General features: G+C 70.3%; 15 protein-coding genes. 5 read left to right on the top strand and 10 right to left on the bottom strand.

The genetic code is table 11. The annotated features are described in order from the left end of the window. Positions 1-109: 109 nt before the first annotated feature. From ABWI07_RS33665 to ABWI07_RS33655, 3 genes are all read right to left on the bottom strand, one after another. Positions 110-5,116, bottom strand: coding sequence for an Eco57I restriction-modification methylase domain-containing protein (locus ABWI07_RS33665; protein WP_353821031.1), 5,007 nt, complete (start codon positions 5,114-5,116; stop codon positions 110-112). Next, positions 5,113-7,890, bottom strand: coding sequence for a DEAD/DEAH box helicase (locus ABWI07_RS33660; RefSeq protein WP_353821030.1), 2,778 nt, complete (start codon positions 7,888-7,890; stop codon positions 5,113-5,115). The genes ABWI07_RS33665 and ABWI07_RS33660 overlap by 4 nt, the downstream gene beginning before the upstream one ends. A 63-nt stretch (positions 7,891-7,953) precedes the next feature. Continuing rightward, complete coding sequence (locus ABWI07_RS33655; RefSeq protein ID WP_353821029.1) at positions 7,954-8,976, bottom strand: serine/threonine-protein kinase; 1,023 nt, start codon at positions 8,974-8,976, stop codon at positions 7,954-7,956. A gap of 583 nt (positions 8,977-9,559) precedes the next feature. Here ABWI07_RS33655 and ABWI07_RS33650 point away from each other — a divergent pair. Then, positions 9,560-15,046 carry a DUF3320 domain-containing protein gene (locus ABWI07_RS33650; protein ID WP_353821028.1) on the top strand — a complete coding sequence of 1,829 codons (5,487 nt, stop codon included), beginning with the start codon at positions 9,560-9,562 and terminating at the stop codon, positions 15,044-15,046. 68 nt (positions 15,047-15,114) lie between these two features. On the opposite strand, the gene ABWI07_RS33645 is transcribed toward ABWI07_RS33650, so the two are convergent. The 5 genes from ABWI07_RS33645 to ABWI07_RS33625 form a co-directional block, all read right to left on the bottom strand. Beyond that, positions 15,115-16,353, bottom strand: a complete 1,239-nt coding sequence (locus ABWI07_RS33645; protein ID WP_353821027.1) for a flavin-containing monooxygenase — start codon at positions 16,351-16,353, stop codon at positions 15,115-15,117. Positions 16,354-16,434: 81 nt separating this feature from the next. After that, positions 16,435-18,087 carry a LuxR C-terminal-related transcriptional regulator gene (locus tag ABWI07_RS33640; RefSeq protein ID WP_353821026.1) on the bottom strand — a complete coding sequence of 551 codons (1,653 nt, stop codon included), beginning with the start codon at positions 18,085-18,087 and terminating at the stop codon, positions 16,435-16,437. A 140-nt stretch (positions 18,088-18,227) separates the two neighbouring features. Further along, positions 18,228-18,512, bottom strand: a complete 285-nt coding sequence (locus ABWI07_RS33635; protein ID WP_149263579.1) for a hypothetical protein — start codon at positions 18,510-18,512, stop codon at positions 18,228-18,230. Next, positions 18,509-19,141: an RNA polymerase sigma factor gene (locus ABWI07_RS33630; protein WP_149263580.1), complete on the bottom strand. Its 633-nt coding sequence runs from the start codon at positions 19,139-19,141 to the stop codon at positions 18,509-18,511. The genes ABWI07_RS33635 and ABWI07_RS33630 overlap by 4 nt, the downstream gene beginning before the upstream one ends. After that, positions 19,138-20,682 carry a sodium:solute symporter family protein gene (locus tag ABWI07_RS33625; RefSeq protein WP_149263581.1) on the bottom strand — a complete coding sequence of 515 codons (1,545 nt, stop codon included), beginning with the start codon at positions 20,680-20,682 and terminating at the stop codon, positions 19,138-19,140. The genes ABWI07_RS33630 and ABWI07_RS33625 overlap by 4 nt, the downstream gene beginning before the upstream one ends. Positions 20,683-20,834: 152 nt before the next feature. On the opposite strand from ABWI07_RS33625, the gene ABWI07_RS33620 reads away from it, so the two are divergent. The 3 genes from ABWI07_RS33620 (at position 20,835) to mctP (ending at position 23,053) form a co-directional block, all read left to right on the top strand. Next, positions 20,835-21,062: a DUF3311 domain-containing protein gene (locus ABWI07_RS33620; RefSeq protein WP_353821025.1), complete on the top strand. Its 228-nt coding sequence runs from the start codon at positions 20,835-20,837 to the stop codon at positions 21,060-21,062. A 115-nt stretch (positions 21,063-21,177) separates the two neighbouring features. After that, positions 21,178-21,438 carry a DUF3311 domain-containing protein gene (locus ABWI07_RS33615; RefSeq protein WP_353821024.1) on the top strand — a complete coding sequence of 87 codons (261 nt, stop codon included), beginning with the start codon at positions 21,178-21,180 and terminating at the stop codon, positions 21,436-21,438. Between the two features lie 4 nt (positions 21,439-21,442). Then, the gene (gene mctP, locus ABWI07_RS33610; protein ID WP_353821022.1) at positions 21,443-23,053 is read left to right on the top strand and encodes a monocarboxylate uptake permease MctP; all 1,611 of its coding nucleotides are present in this window, start codon (positions 21,443-21,445) and stop codon (positions 23,051-23,053) included. 54 nt (positions 23,054-23,107) lie between these two features. Here the strand turns inward: mctP and ABWI07_RS33605 are convergent, their stop codons facing one another. Further along, positions 23,108-24,367: a flavin-containing monooxygenase gene (locus tag ABWI07_RS33605; RefSeq protein ID WP_353821021.1), complete on the bottom strand. Its 1,260-nt coding sequence runs from the start codon at positions 24,365-24,367 to the stop codon at positions 23,108-23,110. A gap of 175 nt (positions 24,368-24,542) precedes the next feature. On the opposite strand from ABWI07_RS33605, the gene ABWI07_RS33600 reads away from it, so the two are divergent. Further along, the gene (locus ABWI07_RS33600; RefSeq protein WP_353821020.1) at positions 24,543-25,028 is read left to right on the top strand and encodes a hypothetical protein; all 486 of its coding nucleotides are present in this window, start codon (positions 24,543-24,545) and stop codon (positions 25,026-25,028) included. A 94-nt stretch (positions 25,029-25,122) separates the two neighbouring features. On the opposite strand, the gene ABWI07_RS33595 is transcribed toward ABWI07_RS33600, so the two are convergent. Continuing rightward, positions 25,123-25,548: a limonene-1,2-epoxide hydrolase family protein gene (locus ABWI07_RS33595; RefSeq protein WP_200842316.1), complete on the bottom strand. Its 426-nt coding sequence runs from the start codon at positions 25,546-25,548 to the stop codon at positions 25,123-25,125. Between the last annotated feature and the right edge of the window lie 3 nt (positions 25,549-25,551).

Raw genomic sequence — 25,551 nt, 5'->3', positions numbered from 1 at the left:
TGCCCCGATGGGACGTCCCATCGGGGCAACACGCCACAAGTCAAACACCCTCCCCTGCACCGCTCCCCGCGTTCCGCAAGGCGCGACTGGGAAGCGCTCCGAGCCACTGTCACACAGATGAGCTTTCACCATCGGGGGCCCACCCCACAGCCCTCGCCCGCTCCAACCGCTCCGAGAACACAGCATGTGCCTGCCGGTATTCCTTCTCGCGGTCAGCCTTATAAAAGGGAGGAGCATACCCGTCTGGGGGCGGTACGGAGTACGGCTCTTCAAGGTGCCGAGTCAGCCACGAGAAGTCGCCTTTCTCTTGATCGATTCCATATGCCCTATGATTGCCAGCGACTTTCCGACCATTCGCATCGAACCAGGTGAAAGCCTCATAGTCCGCTAGGACCGGGAAACGAGACCTGTACACTGCAAGCAGCGCCTCGATATCGAGTCCGAGCCAGATTGCCACAATGACATCTAGTTCCACTAGGGCAGCGCGACGAGCCAACTCTGATCGAAGCGGGGTGGCCTCCCCCCACGATTCATTGGACACCTGAATACGTTCATTCATCGGCCACGAAAAAGCCCACTCTTCCGAACGCCACTTTTCGCTAAAAACTCGATTCCAGAACTCCGCATAAGCCTCTGTCAGGCAGTTTAGACGCATCACCCTCACTAGCAACGCATCTGCAAGGGGATGAATAGACTCTGGCGCTGGCAGGTTCCTAACTTCGTTCGCACCTAGATGCCCGCGGCCCGTGATTCGCAAGATATAGTCCATGGGAAGTGCTGCAAGGAACCCAGCGACCAAAGCAGTATTTCGGGCTTCAGTGAAGGCCATAGTATGAACAGCATGGATATGCGTAGGGCCCGGGGGGAATATCGCCGCAAAGAGGCTGCGCTCATTACTTGGAGGAACCATCTCCCGCCAGGCGATGCGGAAAAATTTACTATAGGGAACGCCGCCCCAGTGATCTTGTGCTGCTTCATATGACATAGCATCGACGGCTCGCCGATAATTACTTCGCGGAATAGTCGCAACCGACAGATCGGACAGGTTCCATGCCGAATAGTCGCGATTACTCCTACAAGGCATGTTTGGCCGCTTGGAAAATGGTGTCGCAATACCAAACAAGGGGCCTTGGAGTATTACTTCATTCCAATCGTCGGGTTGATGCGTATCCCAAACGATGAGGCCATTCTTCTTAGCCTGCCCCTCATCGAATCCTGTACTCGTCCGAGGATTAAGACTTGCCACCCTTTGCTTTCTTCTGGCGAACACAGTGATGGCGTCCTGTTCTGAAGTTGTCAGCGGATAGAAGAGTTTCGCCTGATCGACAGAGAGCGAGAGATCGCCAGACAGATCTCGCCACACAGCCAACGTTTCACGATTGACATTTACCAAGCGTGCCGCGTGAGCCCTAACATCCCACTGCCCGTTGACTTTAATTCCAGGCAACTCACTCGAAGAATTTCCCAGGATGGAGTCAATTATTGTTCTCGGCTCAAACACCCAACTCATACTGGTAAAGGAAGGCTCGCCATATTCCCCGTATACATGAACACCAAATTGTGCGTTTCGGTCGATCTCAACGAAGATCTGACGCTTATTGATAAAGTGGACATGAAATTTCAAGCGAGAGTAGCACGCTGCACGCAGGTCCCCCTCTTCCATTCCACCAAAATGCAGATCCGGGTGCACCAAGCCAGTAATACCGCTATCTCTTTGATTCAGCCATGTTCGAATCATAAAAATGCGGTATAGATTTGGCTTCAAGCCGACAAGTAGCTTATAGTTAACGATGGAGCCATAGAATCTCTCTGCACCAGACTGTCGTTCGACTTCCGACAGGAAAATAAATCGCGTGCGTTGAGCAGAAAGCAAACCGATTTTACGGCGATTCCATTCATTTATTGTGGGTTTTTCGGCAAGCTTAAACCAGGGTTCCAACTCCGCCAGCACTGCTCCCTCATCCCAGTATGGCCGAACCCAAGGAGGATTGCCCACCTGAATATCGAAGCCCCCCTTGTTGAAGATCTGGGAGAATTGAAGTTCCCAGTGGAAGAAGCCTTGCTGCTTGGCGATCTCCTCGGCTGTGTTCAGCCAGGGGAAGCGCTCGTTGAGCTTGAACTCGTTGTCCATGCCCATCCACAGGCCGAGCTGGTCTTCATGCTCACCCAGTTCGCCCAAGGACGCGAAGTGGGCGCCGAGAGAGTCATCGCGGATGTCGTCGGTGCCGAGGAGGGCCTCGGCGAAGTCGAGCCAGTCGTCCAGGTCCGCCAGCGGGATCACCTGGCGGCGCTCGACGCGGGCGGGCTTGCGCGGTGACTTGGGGCGCGGCTTCTGCTGGTTGATGGGCATCTGGACCGGGGCCTCACCGAAGAGCGCTGCGGGCTCCCACGCCTGCGGGAATCCGGTCGGCTCGGGGTCCGGTGCCTCAATCTCGGCGGGTGCAGGCGGCACGCTGTCGAGGACGTTGTCCTTCAGCCGCTCGTAGATACCGTCGGAGCCGTCCAGCAGGCCGGCCTTGTCGAGCGGCCAGAACCAGAGTGCGCACCATGCGTCCATCAACGTCTTGAGACGCCAGTATGGCGTGCCCGGCGAGGTCAGGTCTTCAAGAATCTGCTCCCTGGAGACGACCTCCTCCCCCGGGTCGCGTAGATCCTCAGCGCCCCAGACATGGATGCGGCGGCTGATGTCCTTCTCCGACAGCTCCAAGCGCTCGATGACCAAGCCCCACAGGTACTCGGCGCGGCGGGCCAGACCCTGGAGGCGCTGGACCTGGGTGAGCTTCTGTCCCTTCTTTTTCTTGGTGGACGGGTCCTTGAGCATCCCCTTCCGCCAGTCGCCAAGGCGCTTGGCGTCCTCGGGGGCGAGGTTCTTGGCTTCCTTCTCGCTCGCGACCGCTCCCCAGCCCTGGGCGGGCAGCAGGAAGTGATGGATGTGGCCGTCGGGGATTGGGCCGTCGCGGAACGGGTGGTCCTTCGGCGCGGTGGTGAGCCACGCCTTCTTCTTGAGATGGTCCGTCTCGTACAGGCGGCGGCCGGCGCCGATGAGGGAGTTGCCCCGGCGCAGGTGCAGGCCGAACCACGGGGCCTGCAAGCCCTCGTGCATGACGTTCAGCCAGATCGAGACCTCGGCCAGCTCGACGGCCGTCTCGTTGAGGTCGACCCCGTACGAGTTGTGCAGGGCGATGTACGCCTTGACCTTCTGGAGCTCGTGCGCGTAGATGTCGGGTTCGAGGCTCTGGTTCTTCTCGGCCTGGCGCCTCTTGAGGTACTCGGCGGCGACCTGGTTGATGGCCTCGTTGAGGAAGGCGCCGGAGCCGAGGGCGGGCTCGCAGATCGTCCAGTCGAGGATCTCGCGGGCCTTGGTGGTCGTCCCGTCCTGGTCGAGTCGCTCGCGAAGCGCCAACTGCACGGTGACCTGCGTCAGCGACTCGGGCGTGTAGTACGAGGCGCTGGTCTGGCGGTCGCGGCCGGCGAGCCGGTAGACGAACGCGCCGGGCCTGTAACGGACGCGCTCGTCGGTCTTGATTCCGTTCTCATCGACGCGGCGGACGAAGACGGCGTCCTCGTAGTCGTCGATCTTGGAGGCGGGGATCATCCAGGAGCCGTCCTTGGCGTCGCCGTTCTTGGCGACCTCGTACAGCTCCTCCTTGGCGATGAACCCGGTGTAGGACATCAGCCCCTCGTACACCGCGCCGAGCTGGTTGATGCCGAGTTGCGCGTACGAGATGAATCCGCCGCGCTCCTTGCGCTTTCCCTTCGCGAGCATGAGGAGGCGCAGCACCTTGTAGAGCGCCTCGTTGCGGAGTCGTGTATCGATGGGCTGCGCGTCGGGGTCGTCCTCGTCCAGGTCGATCGCGGCCTTGCCGATGAGGCGGATGCGGGCGGGGTCGAACAGGTCCGACTTGAGGGGCTCGAAGCGGAGCCCCTCGCCCTCGGAGCCGAGGGGAACGCCCGCGGCGCGCGGGTTGTGGCCTTCGTTGACCATGCGGAACAGCAGGTCGAGCGACTCGTACAGGTGGACGCTGCGGCGCGACTCCTCCGACACCAGGTCCCGGATGACGAGGTCTCCGAGGCGGGCCATGCTGTAGCCCTTGATGTACGCCTCGTCGTTGGTGGGGAGGATGCCGAGTTCCGGGCGGGCCTCGGCGTACAGGAGAAAGAGAATCCGGTAGAGGTAGCGGAGGGATTCGCGGCCGAGTCTCTTGGCGAAGGCGGCCGGTTCCATGACCTCTTCGGGGCGGACGCCTTGTTCTCTCATCCGGTCGAGGACCTCGTTCGCGATGATCTCGACGGATTCGCGGAGTCCTTCTCGAAGCTCCTTCGAGACGCCGACGGCGTGCTGGCGGGAGCCGGAGAGCAGTTCGGCGAGGGGTTCGGCTCCTCCCTCCTCGGGTGGCAGGAGCGAGTCGGCGCCGAAGAGGGCGGCGATGGTGTCGATCTCGGCGGACGCGGCGGTGCTGCGGCCGAGGGCGACGTCCAGGCTGACGGCGAGGTAGCGGCCCTCGCCCCAGGTCATGCGGTCGGCGAGGATGACGACGCCGCCCGCGAGGATCAGAACGTAGCGGGGCGGCTCGTCGGTGGCGAACAGCCAGGACGCGAGCTTGTCGCCGGTGCGGAGCATGTGCGGGTGGTCGAGTTCGACGGGGGTGAGGAGCCGCCCGGCCTCGGCGATGTCGAGGGCGGCATCGACGTCCGGGGCCCATCCGCATTCGACCGCGACGACGCTGGGGCGGTCGGCGGGTTCGGCATGCGCGACGGCGACCCCGTACCGCTTGTCCGACCGCTCGACGGTCAGGACGCGCGGCTCGGCCTGGAATCCGAGGGCACGCAGGATGTCGCCGTGCAGCTCGTGGAGGTTCTTCTCCCACTCCTCGGCGTTGCGGATCTCGCCGCCCTCGCGGACGGTCTCCAACCTCTCCGCGAAGAACGGGCGCTGCTTGAAGTAGTCGCGCTTGAGGGTGCGCAGGCCGGTGCGCGGGGTGTGCTCGCCGTCCTTCTCGGCCTCGGCCCAGCGGGCGAGCAGTCCATCCTTTTTCTTCAGGTCCTTGGGGAGGACCTCGGCCAGGTAGTGGGCCGAGAAGTAGTCGCCGCGGTTGACGATCGAGTCGTAGGTCACGAGTCCCCCTCAAGCACGGCGAGGATGCGCAGCAGCGGCTCCCCGGTCGTCTCCAAGCTCTGGAGCAGCCGTTTCTGGTCGGCGACGGTGTCGTTCACCTGGCTCCGCTTCTTCGTCCCGTTCGATGTCCCGGCGAGGCTCTCCAGGCTCTGCCGCTCCCACATCTCGAGCTGCCCGTCGTACTCGCGCAGCGGGCGGGCCACCTCGTCGTCGTGGCGGTCGCGCTGCTCGTCCAGGTGGCGGCGGGCGGCCGCGACCGCGGGCTCGATGAGCGGGGTGAGGCGGTCCAGGCCGGGCGCCCGGTTAGTGTTGATCATCTTGGGGCCGACGCCGGCCTGGGCGAGGACCTCGGTCATGTCGCGGACGAGCGGAGCGCCGGGCAGGCCGCTGATCGCCATCCACTCGACCACCGTGGGCTGGCCGAGCGCGTTGGAGTAGATGCCCTGGACGAGGAACGTCGGCTCGTCCACCTTCGCGGCGATGACGGGGGCCGCCCGGCGGACGAGCTGCACCTGCACCTTGTCCACCAGCCACTCCACCATCGGATGCAGGTCCGACAGGTAGGCGATGTCGGGCCACATGGTCTTGGTGCGGCGGGCCTCGTCCAGCTTGCGCTGCGCGAGGTCCCGGTCGAAGGTGACCTTCATCCGCTCTTTGATCTTGTGGGTGCGCAGGTAGGACGCGGGGAGCGCGGACAGCCGGTGGACCAGGTCGCCGGGCGGCTCGAACGCGAGCAGCTCGCCGTCGTCGTCGATCCGCAGGTCCGGGCAGACGGTCCGCAGGGCCTCGCGGACGAACTCCTCCGTCGAACCGAACAGCTTCGGGACGCGGGCCCGCCTGACCTCGGCACGGGCCTCCCCCTGCTCCACGGCACCGAGCAGCTGGGCCATGATGTCGACGGGCGGCCCCTCCGCGAGGGACTCCTCGACCGACTTGCCGTGGAGGAGGTCCTGGATGAGGCGGTCCTCCTCCTTCTTCGCCGTGAACTCGCGGGTCACGGCCTCGGCCGTCCCGAGGCTGCGGTGCGCCGCCTCCTCGCGCCTCAGCAGCTTCTCGGCGACCGTGGTGTCGTCCAGGGCTCCCTTTGTCTGCGAGGTCAGGATGAGCGCGCGGAACTGCGGCTGGTGCTCCTGCCCGTAGCGGTCGATGCGGCCGTTGCGCTGCTCGATCCGGATGAGGCTCCACGGCAGGTCGTAGTGGATCAGGTGGTGGCACTGGCGGTGCAGGTTCACGCCCTCGGACGCCACATCGCCCGTGAACAGCAGGCGGACCTTGCTGTCGGCGAGGGAGAAGTCCTCCACGATCTCCTGCTGGCGCTGGTCGGAGAAGCCGCCGTGCATGACCTGCACCTGGTCGGCGGCGAGTCCGAGCTCGGCCGGGACGGTCTCCGCGAGCCATTCCAGGGTCGGGATGCTCTCGGAGAACACGACGGCGCGCATCGTGCCCTTGGCCTTCACGCCGATGCGCTTCAACTCGTCCACGAGGGCCCTGCGCTTGGCGGAGTCGTCGTCGTCCATCTGCTGGACGAGGAAGGCCAGGTCGTTGAGGGCCTCGATCTCCCGGGGCTCTTCGGCCTTCTTCAGGCGCTTGCCGATGGTCGCGCCGAGCGCGACGTGCGAGGACAGGAACGCCTTGGCGAGGGTGTAGGGGAAGAGGCGGCGGTCACGGTCGACCACCGAGCCGCCGGCGCCGTCCGGACGCGGCAGCCAGACCTCCGCCAGCTCGGCGAAGATCGCCTCCTCCCTGGGCGTGGCGGGGCTGCGCACCGCCACCGACGGGCCCCGGTCGGGCCACTTGGCGCTGATGTGGTCGCTCACCTCGTCGCTGATCTTCGTCCGGCGGATGTAGAGGTGGTCGATGTCGGAGGCCGAGTAGTCCTTCGGGTCGGCGATGGCGGCGGGGTCGAGCAGGTTGATCAGCTCGGCGAACGACTTGGCGTCGCCGTTGTGCGGGGTCGCGCTCGCCAGCAGCAGCGCGTCGGTGCGCTTGGAGAGCAGGCGGGCGAGCTTGTTGCGGAGGTTGCCCTCGTTGATGAGGTTGTGGGACTCGTCGATGACGACGGCGTCCCATTGCATGTTCTCCAGGTGCTGCCCGTACTTGCCCTGGTTCTTGAGGGTGTCGACGGAGATGATGACGCGCTTGTAGTACAGGAACGGGTTGCGTCCGGCGGGGATGTCGCGCTGGATCCGCTCGATGCCGACCGAGTCGAGGCGGACGAGTGGGATCGCGAACCGCGTCCACAGCTCGTGCTGGAACTGTTCGAGGACCTGCTGCGGCGTGACCACGAGGATGCGCTCGCCGCGTCCCCGCCGGATCAGCTCCGCCAGGATCAGCCCGATCTCCAGGGTCTTGCCGAGCCCCACGACGTCCGCGAGGAGGATGCGAGGCCGGAGCCCCTTCAGCGCCAGCTCCGCCGGGCGCTGCTGGTAGGTGAGCGGGTCGAGCAGGAACCGGTCGGCCAGCGCGAGCCCCCGCTCCGACTGCGGCAGCGGCGTGCGGCGCAGCACCGACTCCAGGTAGAGGCGGCTGCGCGCGAACGCCGAGGACGTGTCGGCGACGAGCTGGGTGTCCTCGGGGCGGAGCTGGACGGGGTGCTCGATGTCGGTGAAGAAGACCGCGTCCTCGTCCCGCACGAACTCCGAGACCCCCACCGCAGTGATCTTGAAGACGTCGCGGCGGATGGGGGTGCACGTGCGCACCATCCACTCCGCGTCACGGACCTCGATGCGCGCGCCGGGCGCGAACGGGGTCGCGGTCTCTGCGGAGGAGATCACTCGGGGGGCTCCTTGTTTCGTTGTCGCCGGGGGGTGACTGCCCGGGGGAGGCAGCCGCGGGGGTCAGAGGGTGGGGCCGGGGCCGTAGGCGAGGGCCAACCGGTCCGCGAGCGCCGCCACGACCGGGCGGGGCACCGAGCGCTCCCGATGTCGCGGCCGGGCGGGCCGGCGGGGCGGCTCGATGCCGGGCGGCGGGTCGTCGGGCCGCTCCACGTAGGTGAGCGTCGCGAAGTGGACGCGGGCGTCGTGCAGGGACAGTCCGGCGCTCGCGAGCACCTGGCGGAACTCCCTGGAGGCCTCGGCGGGGGTCGGCCGGACCCGCGGGTCGTGGGCCGTCATCGCCTCGACGACCGGCGCCAGCGAGGCGGGCAGCCCCGACAGGTCCGGCTTCTTGTCCGGGTCGGCGATCGCGAAGTACAGCGCGTGCCCGTTCATCGCCTGGTAGGGCAGGTGCTTGGTCAGCGCGTAGAGCAGCGTGACGCCCAGCGAGTACACGTCTGTCGCGGGCGTCAGGTCCTTCGCCGACTCGACCTGCTCGGGCGACATGAAGACGGGGGTACCGAGCCGCAGGCCGGTCTGGGTGAGGCTCTCGTCGGCCTCGGTCAGGTCGACCAGGCCGAAGTCGATGACCTTCGGGCCGTCCGGGCCGAGCAGGACGTTGGCGGGCTTCATGTCGCGGTGCAGGATCCGGGCGGCGTGGATCTCGGTGAGCGCTTCCGCCAGAAGGACGCCCAGGATCGCGCCCATCTCGGTGCTGAGGGCCGGGCGCGTCTCCAGGTACTCCCTGAGCGTCTCGCCCCGCACGTACTCCATCGCCAGCCACGGCGTCTCGGCGCCCGGCTCGGCGGCGGCCACCAACCCCGCGACGCGCGGCCCCTGGACCATCCCCAGCGCGAGGACCTCGCGGTCGAACCGCTCGCGGATGCCCTCCTGGTTCGCGAGGCCGTCCCGGATCACCTTGACCGCGACCTGCTCCGCGTCAGGGGTGACCCCTAAGTAGACGACGCCCATTCCGCCCTGGCCGAGCCTGCCGTGCAGCTCTATGCCGCCGATCTCCCGAGGATCGGACGGTTCGAGCGGCTTCATCGCCACCTGCCTTCGCCGGACGGAGCGGACCAGGACACTCCGGCCACATCGGGCCGGGCAGTCAGGATAGGTCCGCGCAGGTGGCCGTGGCAGCGTTCTCCGCCCGTCGCGGCGCGGTGACGGTGGGCCACCCGAGACCCCTTATGGAAAAGGGCGTGCTGCCCTTTCCTGTCGGGGAAGCGTCATCCCAGGTAGAGCCGGTGGGACGGATTTCGGTCGCCGGTTCTTCCGGGACGCGCGAAGAGGCTGACCGTATTCGGACAGCCTCTCCGGTAAAACCCGGATGCCAACGGGGCCTTCACGCCGACGCCCGCCGCGCCGCGATCCACCGCCAGGACATCACCCCTGGTAGAGCCATGGACCGCCCTGCCCATCGGGCGGGAGACCGCTTCGGGTGCCGCCGGTGGAGGGGGTTCGCGGCCGGCGTCCCGCGGGCAACCGGACCCCGGTGACCCGCGTCCCAACTTCGTGCCTGTGCCCGTGCCCTTGTCCGGTCCCGTGCGCACAGGAATCGAAACGCCGAGAACACCAGAGCGGCCCGGCCACGGCCTCGCCGGACACGCCTGGCGGAAAGGGGAGCGCGATGCCGGGGGTGCCAGAGGCGGGCCCGATGCAGCGGGCACGGATGAGGAACGTCCTCGGCGCGTGGCGCGACAAACTGATCGATCTCAGCGGCCGGAACCGGCTGCTCAACTTCCGGCACACCCGGACCGCCACGCTCGCCATCAGATCGCCCGCCGCCGGGCCGCTGATCGTCGGCCTCGACACCGGCCTCGCGTTCGCCCCGCTGCCCGAGGACGGTCCCGACGCCCCGTTCGATGCCGAGGACGAGGACGAGATCCTCGCCGCCGCCGGAGCCGCCGGCGGCATCGTCACGCAGAAGACGACCCAGCCCGCTCTGGACGCCGCCCTGCGCAGGCTCTACCGGGACTCCAACCAGGTCTTCAACGACACGGGCCTGTGGCCTCTCCATCTAGGAGTGGCCTTCCTCAAGTGGAAGGAGCCCGGCGCCGAGGGATTCAGCTCGGCGCCGCTGCTGCTCCTGCCCGTCCGGCTCGACCGCCTCGGTCCCGGCGCCTACCGGTTGGTCGCCGAGGCGAGCGAGGAGAGCGCGCCCAACCCGGCCCTGGCGGTCAAGATGGCCGACCTCGGGCTCGACTGGCCCGACCCCGACGACATGAAGGACCTGCCGAGCACGCTCAACGCGGTGCGCGCGGCGACAGCGGGGCGCCCGGGTTGGGAGGTCACCGAGGACGTGGTGCTCGCCACGTTCCGCTCCCACAAGGAGGCCATGTACCGGGACCTGCTGGACAACGAGGACCAGATCCTGGCCCATCCCCTGGTGCGCGCGATCGGGCTCGGCGAGGCCGCCGGACTGCCCGCGGACGAGCTGTACTTCGAGCCCCTCGACGCCGACCGGATCGACGACCTCCAGCCGCCCGAGGAGACCCCGCTCGTGCTCGACGCCGACTCCTCGCAGCGCCAGTGCGTCGCGGCGGCGCTCGACGGCCGGTCGTTCGTCATGGACGGCCCGCCCGGCACCGGCAAGAGCCAGACCATCGCCAACATGATCGCGGCGCTCATGCACAAGGGCCGCAGCGTCCTTTTCGTCAGCGAGAAGGCCGCCGCGCTGGACGTGGTCCGCGATCGCCTCGACTCCGCGGGGCTCGGATCGTTCGTCCTCGCCCTGCACAGCCACCACGCGAGCCGCAAAGAGGTCGCGAAGACGCTCGGAGACGCCCTCTCCCAACGCCCGAAGGCCGTCCGCAGCGGGGCCGAGGAGGACCGGCAGCGCCTGCTGCGGACCCGCCGGGAACTGTCGGCGTACGCCGCGGCCATGAACGAGACCCGGCCGCCGTTCGGCCTGCCCCTCCACGACGTGCTCGGACGGCTCAGCGCGCTGGCCGATGTCCCACCGCTGCCGACGGCGCTGCCGGACGGTCTCACCGCCGAGGGATTCCAGGAGATCCGCGCCGCCGCGCAGAGGCTGGGCGACGCCTGGCGGCCGGTCGCCGAAGGCCCCGGCTTCGCGTGGCGGGGCCTCACGGGCGCCGGGCGCCCGCAGGCGCGGCTCCAGATGCTGCGGGAGCGCGCCGACGCACTGGAGCACCGCGTCGCCGCGCACGCCGACCTGACCGAGCCCCTCGGCCTCACCGAACTCGGCGCCGCCGAAGGGCTGCTCGCCCTGCTCGACGCGGCGGCCGGACGCCCCGGCGTCCCGGAGGCCTGGCTCACCGCACCGAGCCTGCCCGCGCTGGAGGCCGAGGTCAGCGGGTTCCGCAGGCGGCTGACCTCACTGCGGGCCGCGGCCGCCGCCGTCGCCGCCGAAGTCGGCCCGGGCTGGGACGGGCTGCCCGCCGGGCTCCCCACCGGGCCGCCGCCCGAGGAGACCTCGCTCGCCGGGCTGGCCCCGGAAGGACTCGACCTGCCGAAACTGACCGAGGAGGAGCTCCGCGGACTCGGGGCCGGCTTCCGGGACGCGGTGGAGAAGCTGCGCACCGCCGAGTCGTCCCTCGCCGACGTCGCCGCCGTCTACGGGATGCCCGCCCCGGACACCTTCGAGCAGGCGCACGCCCTGTGCGAGCTGACCGGTTTCGCGCGGCGGCCGCACCGCCCCGAAGCGGCCTGGCTGACGAGCGAGGGCCGGGCCTCCGCCACCCGCGCCGCCGCCGAACTGGAAGGTCTGGCGGCCGCGCTCGCCCAGGCCAGGGCCGTGGCCGGCCGGGTTTTCACCGAGGAGATCCTCGGTGCGCCGGAGTTCCCGGACCTCGTCCGGCGGTTCGGCGAGGCCCACGGGCTCGGGAAGCTCTCCGGCGCCCACCGGGGCGACAAGCGGCGGCTGGCCGAGCTGACCGCGTCCGGCGAGTGGAGCAAGGAGGCCGCCGCACTGCTCCCCCAGGCCCTGGCCTGGTACGACGCCGCGAAGGCCCTGGACCGGGCGGCCGCCGCCCAGGGCCGGCTCCTCGGGCGCTACTGGCAGGGCGAACGCACCGACTTCCCGCTCGTCCGGGAGCTGCTGGCGGCCGCCGAGGAGATCGGGCGCATCGGCGCGGCGGTACGGATCCCCTCCGCCCTCGCCGGGCAGGTCAGCGCCGACGGCCGCCCGGACTCCGGAATCTGCGCCAGCGCCGACCACGTCCGAGAGCTGCTCGACGGGTGGCGGCGGACGCTCGTCCCGGCGCCGCGGCACGGTGGGCGCCCGAGGCTGGCGAACGGGACCCTCGCCGAGGCCATCGCCTGGTACTCGGCCCATCTGCGGCCTCTGGCCGGCGCCGCGGACCTCGTCGCCGCGGTGCGGCCCGTGCTCGCGAGCCCCGCGCCGCCCACCCTCGGGCGAGCCCGCCGCGCCGCCGCCCAGGTGGAGGCGGTGCGCGCCGAGCGCGAGGCCGTCCTGTCCCGCGGGGCTGATGACGAGCGGTTGCTGGGCGCCCTCTACTCCGGACTGGACACCGACCTGGCCGCGCTCTCCGGCGCGCTCGACTGGGTCGCCGGTGTCCGGGGGCCGGACGAACCCATGCCCGGGCGCGCCGCACGCGCGCTCCTCGCGGCCGGGCCCGACGAGGAACTGCGCAGGGCGTGGACCGCGTTCCGCGCCGCCGTCACCGACTTCGCCCAGCTCTTCGCCGCCGACCGGCGGCACGACCTGCACGCCCGGCTCACCGGCACGCCCGGGGCGTTCGGCGATCTCACCGGCCTGCTCGCCGCCGACCGGTCCGGACCCGACGAGTGGGGCTCCTACCAGGATGCTCGGGCGACCCTGCGCCGCCACGGCCTCGACGGGCTGGTCGAGCGGGCCGCCGCGAAGGGCCTGGACGGCGCGGGCTTCCCGCGGGCCGTCGAGCGGGCCGTCCTGGAGGCCTGGGCGGAAGAGGTGATGACCGCCGACTCGCGGCTCGCGCCCGTCCGGGCGGTCGAGCGGGACCGGCTCGTCGAGCTGTTCCGCGACCTCGACCGGGCCCTCGTCGCGGGCGCCCACGCCCAGGTGATCGAAGCGTGCAACGCGCGGCGTCCCCGGCCCAACGTCGGGCAGGCCGCCGTCATCCAGCGGGAGGCCGAGAAGCGCAGCAGGCACATGCCGGTGCGGACGCTCCTCGACCGGACCGCCGACATCGTCCCGCTGGTGAAGCCCTGCTTCATGATGAGCCCGCTGACGGTCAGCCAGTTCCTGCCCACCGGATACCGCTTCGACGTCGTGATCTTCGACGAGGCGTCGCAGGTGCTCCCGCAGGACGCCGTGAACTGCGTCTACCGGGGCGGCTCGCTCATCGTCGCGGGCGACCAGAAGCAGCTGCCGCCGACCGACTTCTTCGCCCAGGCCGACGACTCGGGCGACGACGAGTACGACGAGGAGGTCCCCGACTCCTTCGACTCGCTGCTCGACATGTGCAAGGGCAGCGGCCTCATCCGCAGCCTGCCGCTGTCGTGGCACTACCGGAGCCGCCACGAGGGGCTCATCGCTTTCAGCAACCGCTGGTTCTACGGTGACAGCCTGGTGACCTTCCCCGGGGCATCCGAGTCCGGCGACGACGTCGGCGTCACCTTCACCAAGGTCCCGGGCGTCTACGAGCGCGGGCGCACCCGCCGCAACCCGATCGAGGCGGACGCCGTCGCCGAACGCGTCCTGCACCACTACCGCACGCGCCCGAACATGAGCCTCGGCGTAGTGGCGATGTCGGAAGCGCAGGCGCATGCCATCGAGGACGCGGTGGAGCGGGCCCGCGCCGGCGCTCCGGAACTCGAACCCTTCTTCTCCGGAGACCGGCTCAACGGGTTCTTCGTCAAGAACCTGGAGACCGTGCAGGGCGACGAACGGGACGTCGTCATCATCTCGGTCGGCTACGGGCCGAGCCCCGACGGGCGACTCACCATGGCTTTCGGCCCGCTCAACCGGGAGAACGGCTGGCGGCGCCTCAACGTCGCCGTGACCCGCGCCCGGCACCGCGTCGAGGTCGTCTCGTCCATCTCCGGCTCAGAGATCCGGGAGGGCGGCCCGAGGAGCCGCGACTTCTTCAAGAAGTACCTCGACTACGCCGAACACGGCCCCGCCGTCCTGGAGCACAGACCGCTCAGCGAAGACGCGGGGCCCGAGAGCCCGTTCGAGGAGTCCGTGCTGGACGTCCTCACCGGCTGGGGCTTCGACGTCCAGCCGCAGGTCGGGGTGGGCGGCTACCGGATCGACATGGCCGTACGCCATCCCGCCCGCCCTGGCCGGTACGCACTGGGGGTCGAGTGCGACGGCGCGATGTACCACTCGTCCAAGGCCGCGAGGGACCGCGACCGCCTGCGGGAGGAGGTCCTTCGCGGCCTCGGCTGGAAGCTGCACCGCATCTGGGGCACCGACTGGTACCGCAACCGCCCCGAGGCGGAGGCCAGGCTGCGCGGGGCCGTCGAATCGGCCATCGCCCTGTCGGAGGAGGACGGGCCCGACGATGAAGGCCCGGCCGAGGCCGTCCCCGAACCGCCTCAGGCGGAACCGGCACGGGTGACCATGGAATCCGCGGAGGACGGGCGAGAACGCGGCTGGGCCGCTCCCTACCGCCGTGCGCGCCTCGAAGGCCACCTCTACTACTACGAGATGCACGAGCCCGAATCACGCAGCCTTCTCCAGAGGCTGTTCCGGGAGGCGCTGGAAGTCGAGGCACCGATCCAGCGCGACGTCCTGTACCGGAGGACGGCGGCGGTGTGGGGCGTCGAACGGCTCGGCCCGCGCATCCGCGCGAACCTCGACAAGGCGCTGGGCGACCTGATCAGGCGCGATGCCGATGTCGAACAGGACGGCGACACCATCACCCTGCGAGGACGCCAGGTCGTGGCCCGGGCGCCGGGGGACGGGGTGCTCCGCAAGGTCTCCGAGGTTCCTCCCGCGGAGCGGCGCCTCGCCCTCCTCGGCGTCATCGGCGAGTCGCCCGGCATCGACGAGGACGATTTGACCATCCACACGGCCCGCTTCTTCGGCTGGAGCCGCCGGGGGCCCGACATCGCCAGGGCTCTCTCGGACGACCTTCGTCGACTCCAGAAAGAACACCGCATCCAGGGCTTTCCCAACCGGATCACACTGGCCGGAGTCTGAAGCACACGGCCGCGCGCATCCGGCACGCGGCGACCGCGCGAGCCGCGCCGCGGAGCCGGGCGGCTCGATCAGCGGGCGGCGATGTGGTCGACGATGTGGGCGGCGTCGGCGCCGACCCCGGCGAACACCGAGGACGGTTCGGAGTGCAGCCACGGGAGGCCCACCGCGTACAGGCCGGGGTGCTCGGTGACGCCTCTGGTGTGGCGCGGGTAGCCCCACTCGTCGAAAACGGGCACGTCCACCCAGGAGAAGTCGAGGCGGAAGCCGGTCGCCCACAGGACGGTGCCGATCCCGGCGGCGTCGAGGTCGAGTTCGGTGGCGGTGTCCGGGACGCGGGTGCTCGCCGGCGGGCGGTCGTCGGGCGGCGCGTCGATCCCGGCCGCGGCGATATAGGCGTCGAAGAGGGGACGGAACTCCTCCTCGAACCTCGTCTCCGCGCGGGCCAGCCGCTCGGCGAGGTCGTCGCTGAACCGCACGGTCGCGCCGTCGGCGGACTCCAGGCGTCCGTAGAGGTGCATGCCGCGGCGCGCGAACTCCCGCAGGTCGATGTCGTGGCCCCCGTCCTTGCCCGAGACGTGCGGGTCGCAAGCGAACCGGGCGGCGGGTGAGGGCAGGTCCGCCACGGTCGGGAACGGCACACCGACCTCCGCGCCGTGCAGGAACGCCTGGAGCAGCCAGTAGATGGAGTCGCGGCCCCGGTAGCGGCGGGGCACGGCGAAGCAGTCCGAGACGGCCAGGTGGACCTCCCGTCCGGCATCGTGCAGTTCCTCCGCGATCTGCGTCCCGGACTGGCCCGTCCCGACCACGAGGACCCCGCCGTCCGGCAACTGTCCGGGACGCCGGTAGTCGGCGGAGTGCAGTTGCCGGACGTGGGGCGCGAGCCGCCTGGCGGCAGGCGGGGTCTTCGGACGCTGGTACGGGCCGGTCGCGAGCACGACATTGCGCGCCGCAATCGCACCTGAGCCCGTATGCGCGACGAAACCGCCGTCCGCGGGCTCCAGCCGCACGACCCCCACGCCCAGGCGCACGGGGGCGTTAATCACAGCGGCGTACTCGGTCAGGTGCTCCACGACCTCGGCGCGCGGCATGAACCCGTCCGGATCGGGGCCCGCGTAGGGCATGCCGGGCAGCATGACGGTGAAGTTCGGCGCGACGAGGTGAAGGCTGTCCCAGCGGTCGTTCCAGCCGCCGCCGAGCCGGTCCCGCCGGTCGACCACCAGGTGCTCCACGCCCGCCTTCGTCAGCCAGTGGCTGGTGGCCAGCCCCGCCTGACCCGCGCCGATGACGAGTGTGTCTGTCTCTTCCATGACGGCTCCTCCCAAGACCGGGCCTCTACTGACGACGCTAGGCACGGGCGGCCGTCCGGCGCTTCGGGAGGAGGGTGCAAATCAGCCTGGGCGCTCGTGGGCAGATCTATGTAGGTCGTGCTCGTACGCGTACGCCGTGGCGGCCGCGCGGGAGGACAGGCCGAGCTTGCCGAGGATGTTGCTGACGTGGCGGGCCACCGTCTTCTCGCTGAGGAACAGGTCGGCGGCGATCGCGCGGTTCGTGCGCCCCGTCGCCACGAGCGCCAGGACCTCGGTCTCGCGGGCGGTCAGCACCCCCGCCGCGCGGCGGCCCGACAACGCCTCCACCCGGGCCGTGTCCGGCGCGGCGCCGAGCTGCCGGAAGATCCAGCGGGCGGCGTCCAGTTCCATCTCGGCGCCGTCCTCGTCCCCGAGCGCCCGGCAGGCCAGGCCGATCAGCACCCGGACCCGCGCGGACTCGTACGGCACGTCGAGCTCCCGCCAGCCGGCCCACGCCCGGCGCAGCTCCACGAGGGCCGCCCGGGCGTCGCCCTCCGCGAGCGCGACCGCGCCCCGCGCCTGGCCCGCCGTCGCGCGCAGCAGCGGCGCGCCGAGCTCGGCGGCGATGCCCGCCAGCTCGTCGGCGGCGCACCGGGCGGCCGGGACGTCGCCCACGGCGAGCATGATCTCCACGCACGCGGCGAGGACCCCGGCCCTCGACCCGGGGTCGGGCCGCTCGCCCGCGGCCCGGCGGATCGCCGCGGACGCCGCGTCCGTCCGCCCCTGGGCGAGCCGGAGCAGCGCGAAGCCCGGCTGCGGTTCACGGCCCCATCTGCTCGCCGTCCGGTAGAGCTCCTCGGCCTCCGCGTGCCTGCCGCGCAGCCGGTCCAGCTCCGCCCGCCGGTAGTAGGCGGCGCCGACCGCCGGGTCGCCGGTCCTGCGCCCGAAGACCTCGCACGCGCGCCGCAGCTCCTCGACCGCGTCCGGCCAGGCGCCGTGCAGCTGCATGATCTCCGCCCGGTGCACCAGGCACTGGCCGCGGAACGGCTCCAGGTCGGGCTGGGACTCGCACCAGCGGGTCAGCGCCCTCGTCCACTCCGTCGCGCGGCGGACGTCCAGGGTCTCCTCGCACGCCTCGATCACGCTGCAGTAGACGTTCCCCGCGACGATCGGCGACGCCTCCCCGGCCGTGACGGCGACCATCACCTCGTCGAGCAGCGCCACCCCCTCGGCGGCCCTCCCCTGGCGGATGAGGGCCCGTCCCCGGACCTGCCGGGCGAGGATCACGAGGTCGGGCTCGGCGCACCGCTCACCGGTGTCGGCGGCCCGCGCCGCCAGGGCCCCGCCGCCTTCCTCGTCCCCCTCCACGACCCGCTGCTGGGCCGCAGCCACCATCAGGTAGCCGCGTTCGGCGCCGTCGTGGCCGCCGTCGTCCAGCAGCCGCTCTGCCCGCGCGAGCCAGCCGCCGACGAGGGCGGCGTCACCGCCGCTCAGCAGCTGGAACGCCAGCCAGAACGCGCACCGCGCGGCCCGTGCGGTCTCGCCGCGCCCGGCGAGCGACCGGTGCGCCCGCTCCCAGAGCGCGGCGCTGTCGGCGTCCCTGCCGATCAGGTAGGCGGCCGTGGCGAACCGTTCGAGGTCCGCGGGTTCGAGGCCCGCCTCCTGGTCCGCCGCGGACAGGTGGGCGCACGCCTCCGCCCACCGCCCGCCGGCGAACGAACTCCGGCCCAACTCAAGGGCGTCTCCGGTGGTCACACTTCCCACCTCACCACATGGGGCCCCGCCCGCCGCAGGTCAAGGTACGACGGATGCTCGTAGCGTGCTTCGCGGGTCGGGGGCCGCCTCCGAGCACGCGCGACGGGTCCGCCGTTCCCTGCGGCGGTCGCCGGGCTCGCTCACGGCGGGTCGATCGCCGGAGTCCGGTGCTGGGGCGGCACTGAATCGTTGAAGATGACGTGGGGCCGGTCATCGGCCTGGTTGAGCGCCCACAGGCCCACGGCGTCGGCGCAGACGAACAGGACGGCCATGAGAGTGGCGACGATCCGGCGGCGCCGGCGTTCCCGGCGCCGCCACTCGCGCCGGACCCGCTGGTAGGCGTCCGGCGCCGGGTGGACGCCGTCGGTGAGCGCGTCGAGGGCGGCGCGCAACTGATCTCCTGTAGGGGCGGGACCGCTTCTCATCGTCGCTCCTGCATGAGCTTGGTCAGAGTGGCCATGCCGCGGGCGGCGTGCGTTTTGACGGCGCCCTGCGAGATGCCCATCGAGGTGGCGATATCGCTTTCGCTCAGCCCCAGCCAGTATCGCAGGACCAGCGCCTCGCGCTGCCGCGCCGACAGGCGCTGCAGCGCCGTGACCAGCGCCCGCTGGTCTTCGTGCAGCAGGGCGGCGCTCTCGGCCGACTGCACCGCGTCCATCCCCCGGTCGATGTGCTTGCGGACGACCTGGAGGTGACGCAGCCGCATGCGGGTCAGGTTGCAGACCACCGATCGGAGGTAGGGCAGCGCGGCGTCCGGGGTGCGCAACCTGTTCCATCGGCGGTGCAACTGGCAGAACGCCTCGGAGACGATGTCCTCCGCGTCGTCGGCACCGAGCAGCACGGCCAGCCGCAGGAGCCCGGGATAGTGCAGGTCAAAAAGCCTCGTCAGCACGGCCTCGCGGTCCAAGGCGCGCATGTCGGCGTCGGTCTGCCCCGTGGCGGGCGCCTGCGCGGACGACACCGGCGGCGCCGCGCCGCGGGGCGGGGCGAGCGCGGCGACGTCCGGAGAAAGTTGCGGTGCGGGCACCGGGACGCCAGATCGCAGAGCACTCATGCAGTCGTCTCCAGTCCGGGCCGGGAGTCGGCCGACGATGTCAGGTCCGGGCCGCGCGGCACGCCCATCCAGTCGAGCAGCGGTGTCAGCACCGCGGCGGTCAGCAGGTTGAGCCCGAGGCCGACGACCGCGGCGTACGCCTGCACCTGCCACCCGCCCAGCCCCACGTGAATGACCGAGGTGAACCCGGCGCTGACCACCATGTGGGTCCCCGCGACCATGCCGACCGCCCACCCGCCGAGCAGCGCCACATGGTGCAGCCGCCGGGTGTACAGGCCGACAGCCACCGCCGGCAAGGTCTGCAGGATCCACACACCGCCCAGCAGTTGGAGGTTGATGGCGTCCTGGTCGCGCAGCCCGAGGACGAACACCACGGCTCCGGCCTTGGCCGCGACCGAGACCGTCTGCGCGATCCGCCGCTGGTGCTTGGGCGTGGCCGTCGGATGGAAGAACTCGACGTAGATGTTGCGGACGAACAGGGTCGCCACCGCGATCGACATCACCGCCGCCGGAACGAGCACGCCGACGGCCAGGGCGCCGAAGACCAGCCCGGTCAGCACCGCCGGCGTCACCTCCTCGACCAGCAGCGGCACCGCGATCTCGGCGCTGCCCCGCGGTGCGGCGATCCCGGTGGCCAGGGCCGCGACGCCCAGCACCGCGAACAGGCCGAGCACCGCCGTCCAGGCGGGAAGCGCGATCGACGTGCGGCGCAGTACGTCCGGTCCGGTGGCGGCGAAGGCCGCGGTCAGCACGTGCGGGTACATCAGCAGCGCCATCGCCGACCCGAGCGCGAGGGTGGCGTAGCTGGAGTACATCTGCGGCTCCAGGACCAGCGACGCCCCGGCGTTCCCACCGGCCGACAGGCGGTGCTCAGCACCGGTGAACATCGGTCCGGGCCCGCCGAGGCGGCCCATGACCAGCACGACCACGGCCACCACCGAGCCGATGATCGCCGTCCCCTTGACCAGCGAGATCACCGCGGGGGCGCGCAGCCCGTGCCGGCAGGTCGCCATCGCCAGGACGGCGGACACAGCGATCAGTGCGAGATCGCCCGCGGCCCCGCGCGGGTAGAGCCCGCCCGCGGCCAGGACGGCGCGGATGCCCAGGAGCTGCAGTGCGAGGTACGGCATCGTGGCCAGCACACCGGTGACGGCCACGACCAGCGCCAGCGCCGGGGAGCCGTACCGACCGCGGACGAAGTCGGCCACCGTGACGTACCCGTGCGGCCGCGCCGCGGCCCACAGGCGGGGCAGCAGCACGAAGGCGATCGGGTACACGATCACGGTGTAGGCCAGGGCGAAGAACGCCAGCGCCCCGATGCCGTACACCAGGCCCGGGACGGCGGCGAAGGTGTAGGCGGTGTAGATCGTGCCGCCGAGCAGGAACCACATCGCGGGCGCGCCGATCCGCCGGTCGGCGAGCGCCCAGCTCTCCAGGGTGGGCAGCTCGGGGGCGGGGTGGAACCGGCGGGCCGCGACCGCGGCCAGCGACGTCCCGCCGACCACGGCGGCGAAGGCCACCACGCTCACCGGCTCGATCATCCGTCACCACCGCATCCGTCCTGCATTGCCTCTGTGTTGCGCAGGTTACGTGCATGGTTGACACGGTCCGGCGGCAAATTCGCTGGAATTCGATGTCAACCGGATCGCGAGCGTCGGCAACTCTGCCACGAAGCCGTGAAACCGGAGGCGTGATGCCGAAGCCGATCCGACCGGCGCGACGTGTCGCCGCCGGAGTCTGCCTGGCCCTGCCCGTCGTGGCGCTGCTGTGCGTGCCGTGGTACGCCCGTTCGACGCCGCGCCTGGCCGGGGTGGAGTTCTTCTACTGGTACCAGTTCGCCTGGATCCCCGGCGTCGTCGTCTGCATGCTGGTCGCGTACCTGCTGCTCCACGGGCACCGGGACCGCCCGCCCCGCCGATGACGACCGGCGGGAGGGCCTGTGCAGGCTTCCCCACCACGCCCCCCGGCCGAGTGCCTGACCGCGGCGCCTTCGCGGTCCAGGCCGTCCCATCCCTCAGCTCGCGAGGAGATCACCCATGCCGAGAAACGATGCCCACCCGCCGCGGGACCCGCGGCCGTCGCCGTCCCCGGACGGCCGCTCGGACCGCTCCGATCGGAGTCCGTGGAACTGGCTGCTGATCATCCCCGTGGCGATCCCGCTGCTCACCCTGCTCTACAACAGCGACAAGCCCCGCCTCGCGGGCTTTCCCGCCTTCTACTGGATCCAGCTGGCCTTCATCCCGCTGGGCGTCGCCTGCACCGTCCTCGTGTACCAGATGACGAAGAAGCGGGGCTGAGCCGATGGCACGCGACCACCTCACCGAGATCATCGTGTTCGCCGTCCTGTTCCTGCTGGTCAGCGGGATGGGCTTCGTCGCCGCCCGGTGGCGGCGGCCCGACTCCATGCACAGCCTGGACGAATGGGGCCTGGGCGGCCGCAGCTTCGGCAGCTGGATCACCTGGTTCCTGATCGGCGGCGACCTCTACACCGCCTACACGTTCGTGGCCGTCCCGGCCCTGGTGTTCGGCGCCGGCGCCGCCGGGTTCTTCGCCGTCCCCTACACCATCGTGGTGTACCCGCTGGTGTTCCTGGTCCTGATCAAACTCTGGTCGGTCTCGCACGTGCACGGCTTCGTGACCCCCGCCGACTTCGTCCGGGCCCGGTTCGGCTCCCCGACACTGGCGCTCGTCGTCGCGATCACCGGCATCGTCGCCACGATGCCCTACATCGCGCTGCAGCTGGTCGGCATCGAGGCGGTGCTGAAGGCGATGGGCGTGAACGGGCACTGGCCGATCATCATCGCGTTCGTGATCCTCGCCGCCTACACCTACCAGTCCGGGCTGCGCGCACCCGCGCTGATCGCCTTCGTCAAGGACGTGCTGATCTACCTGGTCATCATCGTCGCGGTGCTGTACATCCCGGCCAAACTCGGCGGCTGGGGCGACATCTTCGACGCCGCCAAGACCAAGTTCGACAAGACCCCCGCCCCCGGCGACGGCATCACCATCGCCGGCACCGGCCAGCTCAACTACGCGATGCTGGCGCTCGGCTCGGCGATGGCGCTGTTCCTCTACCCGCACAGCATCACCGGCGTGCTGGCCAGCCGCAGCCGAAACGTCATCAAGCGCAACATGGCCGCCCTGCCCGCCTACAGCTTCGTGCTCGGCCTGATCGCACTGCTCGGCTACATGGCCATCGCCGCCGGCGTCAAACCAGTCAGCACCGACGGCAAACCCGACACCAACACCGTGGTCCCGCTGCTGTTCGACCACATGTTCCCCGACTGGTTCGCCGGCGTGGCGTTCGCCGCCGTCGGCATCGGCGCGCTGGTCCCGGCCGCGATCATGTCGATCGCCGCGGCGAACCTGTTCACCCGCAACATCTACAAGGAGTACATCAACCGGGACGCCACCGCGAAGCAGGAGGCCACGGTCAGCAAGCTGGTCTCGCTGATCGTCAAGGCGGGCGCGGTCCTGTGCATCCTCGCGCTCGACCCGCAGTTCTCCATCGACCTGCAGCTCATCGGCGGCGTCATCATCCTGCAGACCCTCCCGGCCGTCGGGCTCGGCCTGCTCACCCGCTGGTTCCACCGCGGCGCCCTCATCGCCGGCTGGGCCGCCGGCATGACCGCCGGCCTGTGGATGCTCTACCAGATCCCCAACCCCGCCAAGGGCAAAGAGCACTTCGGCGGCTCGGCCTACCCCCTCAGCGACCTCGGCCTCGACACCAAGATGGCGATCTACACCGGCATGCTCGCACTCGCCGTCAACGTCATCGTCGCGATCGCCGGCACCCTGATCTGCCGCGCCGCCAGACTCGCCGACGGCGAGGACGCCACCCGCGCCGCCGACTACCTCGCCGACGAAGGCGACCCGAGGGTCAAGGACCTCGAACTGTCCGCCTCCACCTGACCCCTCCACCCCCGGCAGCCCGTGGCGGACGCACCAAGCGTCCGCCACGGGCCGCTACCCCGCACGGGGCGTCCAGGAGGTCAAGGTGATGCGGTCGACGATGTGGGCGGCGTCGGCGGCGATGCCCAGGAAGATGGACGACGGTTCGGAGTGCAGCCATGGGAGGCCCACGGCATAGAGGCCGGGGTGCTCGGTGACGCCTCTGGTGTGGCGCGGGTAGCCCCACTCGTCGAAGACGGGGACGTCCACCCAGGAGAAGTCGAGGCGGAAGCCGGTCGCCCACAGGACGGTGCCGATCCCGGCGGCGTCGAGGTCGAGTTCGGTGGCGGTGGGCGGGGCGAAGGTGCCGGCGGGCGGGCGGTCGTCGGGGGGCGCGTCGAGGCCGGCGGCGGTGATGTAGGCGTCGATGAGCGGACGGCCCTTCTCCTCGAACCCGGTCTCGGCGCGGGCCAGCCGCTCGTTCAGGTCGTCGCTGAACCGCACGGTCGTGCCGTCGGCGGACTCCAGGCGTCCGTAGAGGTGCATGCCGCGGCGCGCGAACTCCCGCAGGTCGATGTCGTGGCCGCCGTCCTTGCCCGAGACGTGCGCGTTGCAGGCGAAGCGGGCGGCGGGCGAGGGCAGGTCCGCCGCGGTCGGGAACGGCACGCCGACCTCGGCGCCGTGCAGGAACACCTGCGTCAGCCACCAGTGGGAGTCGCGGCCCCGGTAGCGGCGAGGCACGGCGGAGCATTCCGAGACGGCCAGGTGGACCTCGCGTCCGGCGTCGTGAAGTTCCTCCGCGATCTGGGCGCCGGACTGGCCCGTCCCGACCACGAGGACGGCGCCGTCCGCGACTTGTTGCGGGCGCCGATAGTCGGCGGAGTGCAGTTGCCGGACGTGGGCCGGGATCTGCCGGGACAGGGGCGGGGTCTTCGGACGCTGGTACGGGCCGGTCGCGAGCACGACGTTGCGGGCCGCGATCGCGCCGGAGCCGGTGCGCGCCACGAAACCGCCGTCCGCGGGCGCCAGCCGCTCGACGTCGACGCCCAGGCGGACGGGGGCGTCGATCACGGCGGCGTACTCGATGAGGTGCTCCACGACCTCGGCGCGCGGCATGAACCCGTCCGGGTCGGGGCCCGCGTAGGGCATGCCGGGCAGCATGACGGTGAAGTTCGGCGCGACGAGGTGGAGGCTGTCCCAGCGGTCGTTCCAGCCGCCGCCGAGGCGGTCCCGCCGGTCGACGACGAGGTGCTCGACCCCCGCCTTCGACAACCAGTAGCTGGTGGACAGGCCCGCCTGCCCGGCACCGATGACGAGCGTGTCGGTCTTCTCCAATGCTGCTCCTCCCGAAGCAGGCACTCTACGGGGGAACGCCTGGAACTGGTGCATGCCTGACTTGTCGGAACACGTCGGTGAGCATCGAGTCACCTCAGGGCGCATACTCTCCGAAGTCGCTCGATGACAACATGCATTCGACCTCGCGCCGCACTCACCGAAGTCGGGAGCTCCCATGTTCAGGTCCCCCTACGCCCTTGGACGCCGGTCGGCCGCGCTGCTGGCCATGACAGCACTCGCCCTCACCGCGGCGGCCTCGACCGCCTCGGCCACCCCCCGGGGTCCTGCGGCTCCGGCGGCGGTCCGCACTGACGGGATCCTCGTGCAGGGCTGGTTTTACAACGAGACCACGTATTCGCTCACTCTCAAGGCCGAGCACCTCTGCTGCGGGGTCACCTGGAACCCGCGGCCACCCGACCACATCCCCCCGCGCACCATGGTCACCTGGATCGCCCGGCCGGGTCCAGGCGCCAACTCCGGATACGTGACCTACACCGTCGACCGAACCGGCGGCCAGGGATACGCCTATATGAGCTGGACCCACGCTGTTGGGGGGGACTTCGCCCACGACGTCAGGGCCGGAGGCCTGTTCACCATCGATTACAGGCACTTCTACAACGACGACACCTTCTACTTCCGCTGCCAGATCCCCACCTGCTGAGCCGTACCCACCGCCACCGCGGCGCTCCCCCGGCGGCCCTCAGTTCGACATCGTGAGAGGGCCGCCGCCGGGGGCCGTCCTACGGTGCGCGGAGTCAGCGGGCGGCGGTTTTCGGGCGGGGGTTGAGGGCGGTGAGGAGGGCGCCGCCGAGGCCCTTGGCGGAGGCGGCCAGGAAGGTCGTCCAGTCGAAGTAGTCGCGCCACAGCGTGATGCGGTCGTCGTGGACCTCGAAGGTGCCGCAGACCCAGAACTCGGCGCGCCAGGAGCCCCTCTCCAGGACGTCGGTGCGCTCGGTGAGGACGACGGGGCCGTTCGCGGCGATGTTGTGGACGCGGGCCTCGAAGCCGGTGCCGTAGCGGGTCATGGCGCGCAGGGTCTTCTCGACCGCGTGGCTGCCGCGCGCGGGCGGGAGCGGGACGTTCTGGTAGACCATGCCCGGGGCGGCATGGGTCATGGCGCGGTCGACGTCGAGGTCCTCCAGTGCGGACAGGAAGTCGGTGACGATCTCGATCTCGGTCATGGC

It is taken from the genome of Actinomadura sp. NPDC000600 (assembly GCF_040492135.1).
In the GTDB taxonomy this organism is placed as follows: domain Bacteria; phylum Actinomycetota; class Actinomycetes; order Streptosporangiales; family Streptosporangiaceae; genus Spirillospora.
Note: the sequence above shows the minus strand (reverse complement) of the source record. Positions and strands in the feature narration are given on the sequence as shown.

Bases quoted from the DNA above. Each gene is read 5' to 3' on its own strand.
- ABWI07_RS33625 (WP_149263581.1), bottom strand. From the start codon at position 20,682: ATGATCGAGCCGGTGAGCGTGGTGGCCTTCGCCGCCGTGGTCGGCGGG.
- mctP (WP_353821022.1), top strand. From the start codon at position 21,443: ATGGCACGCGACCACCTCACCGAGATCATCGTGTTCGCCGTCCTGTTC.
- ABWI07_RS33600 (WP_353821020.1), top strand. From the start codon at position 24,543: ATGTTCAGGTCCCCCTACGCCCTTGGACGCCGGTCGGCCGCGCTGCTG.
- ABWI07_RS33615 (WP_353821024.1), top strand. From the start codon at position 21,178: ATGCCGAGAAACGATGCCCACCCGCCGCGGGACCCGCGGCCGTCGCCG.
- ABWI07_RS33650 (WP_353821028.1), top strand. From the start codon at position 9,560: ATGCCGGGGGTGCCAGAGGCGGGCCCGATGCAGCGGGCACGGATGAGG.
- ABWI07_RS33635 (WP_149263579.1), bottom strand. From the start codon at position 18,512: ATGAGAAGCGGTCCCGCCCCTACAGGAGATCAGTTGCGCGCCGCCCTC.
- ABWI07_RS33655 (WP_353821029.1), bottom strand. From the start codon at position 8,976: ATGAAGCCGCTCGAACCGTCCGATCCTCGGGAGATCGGCGGCATAGAG.
- ABWI07_RS33595 (WP_200842316.1), bottom strand. From the start codon at position 25,548: ATGACCGAGATCGAGATCGTCACCGACTTCCTGTCCGCACTGGAGGAC.
- ABWI07_RS33620 (WP_353821025.1), top strand. From the start codon at position 20,835: ATGCCGAAGCCGATCCGACCGGCGCGACGTGTCGCCGCCGGAGTCTGC.
- ABWI07_RS33645 (WP_353821027.1), bottom strand. From the start codon at position 16,353: ATGGAAGAGACAGACACACTCGTCATCGGCGCGGGTCAGGCGGGGCTG.
- ABWI07_RS33630 (WP_149263580.1), bottom strand. From the start codon at position 19,141: ATGAGTGCTCTGCGATCTGGCGTCCCGGTGCCCGCACCGCAACTTTCT.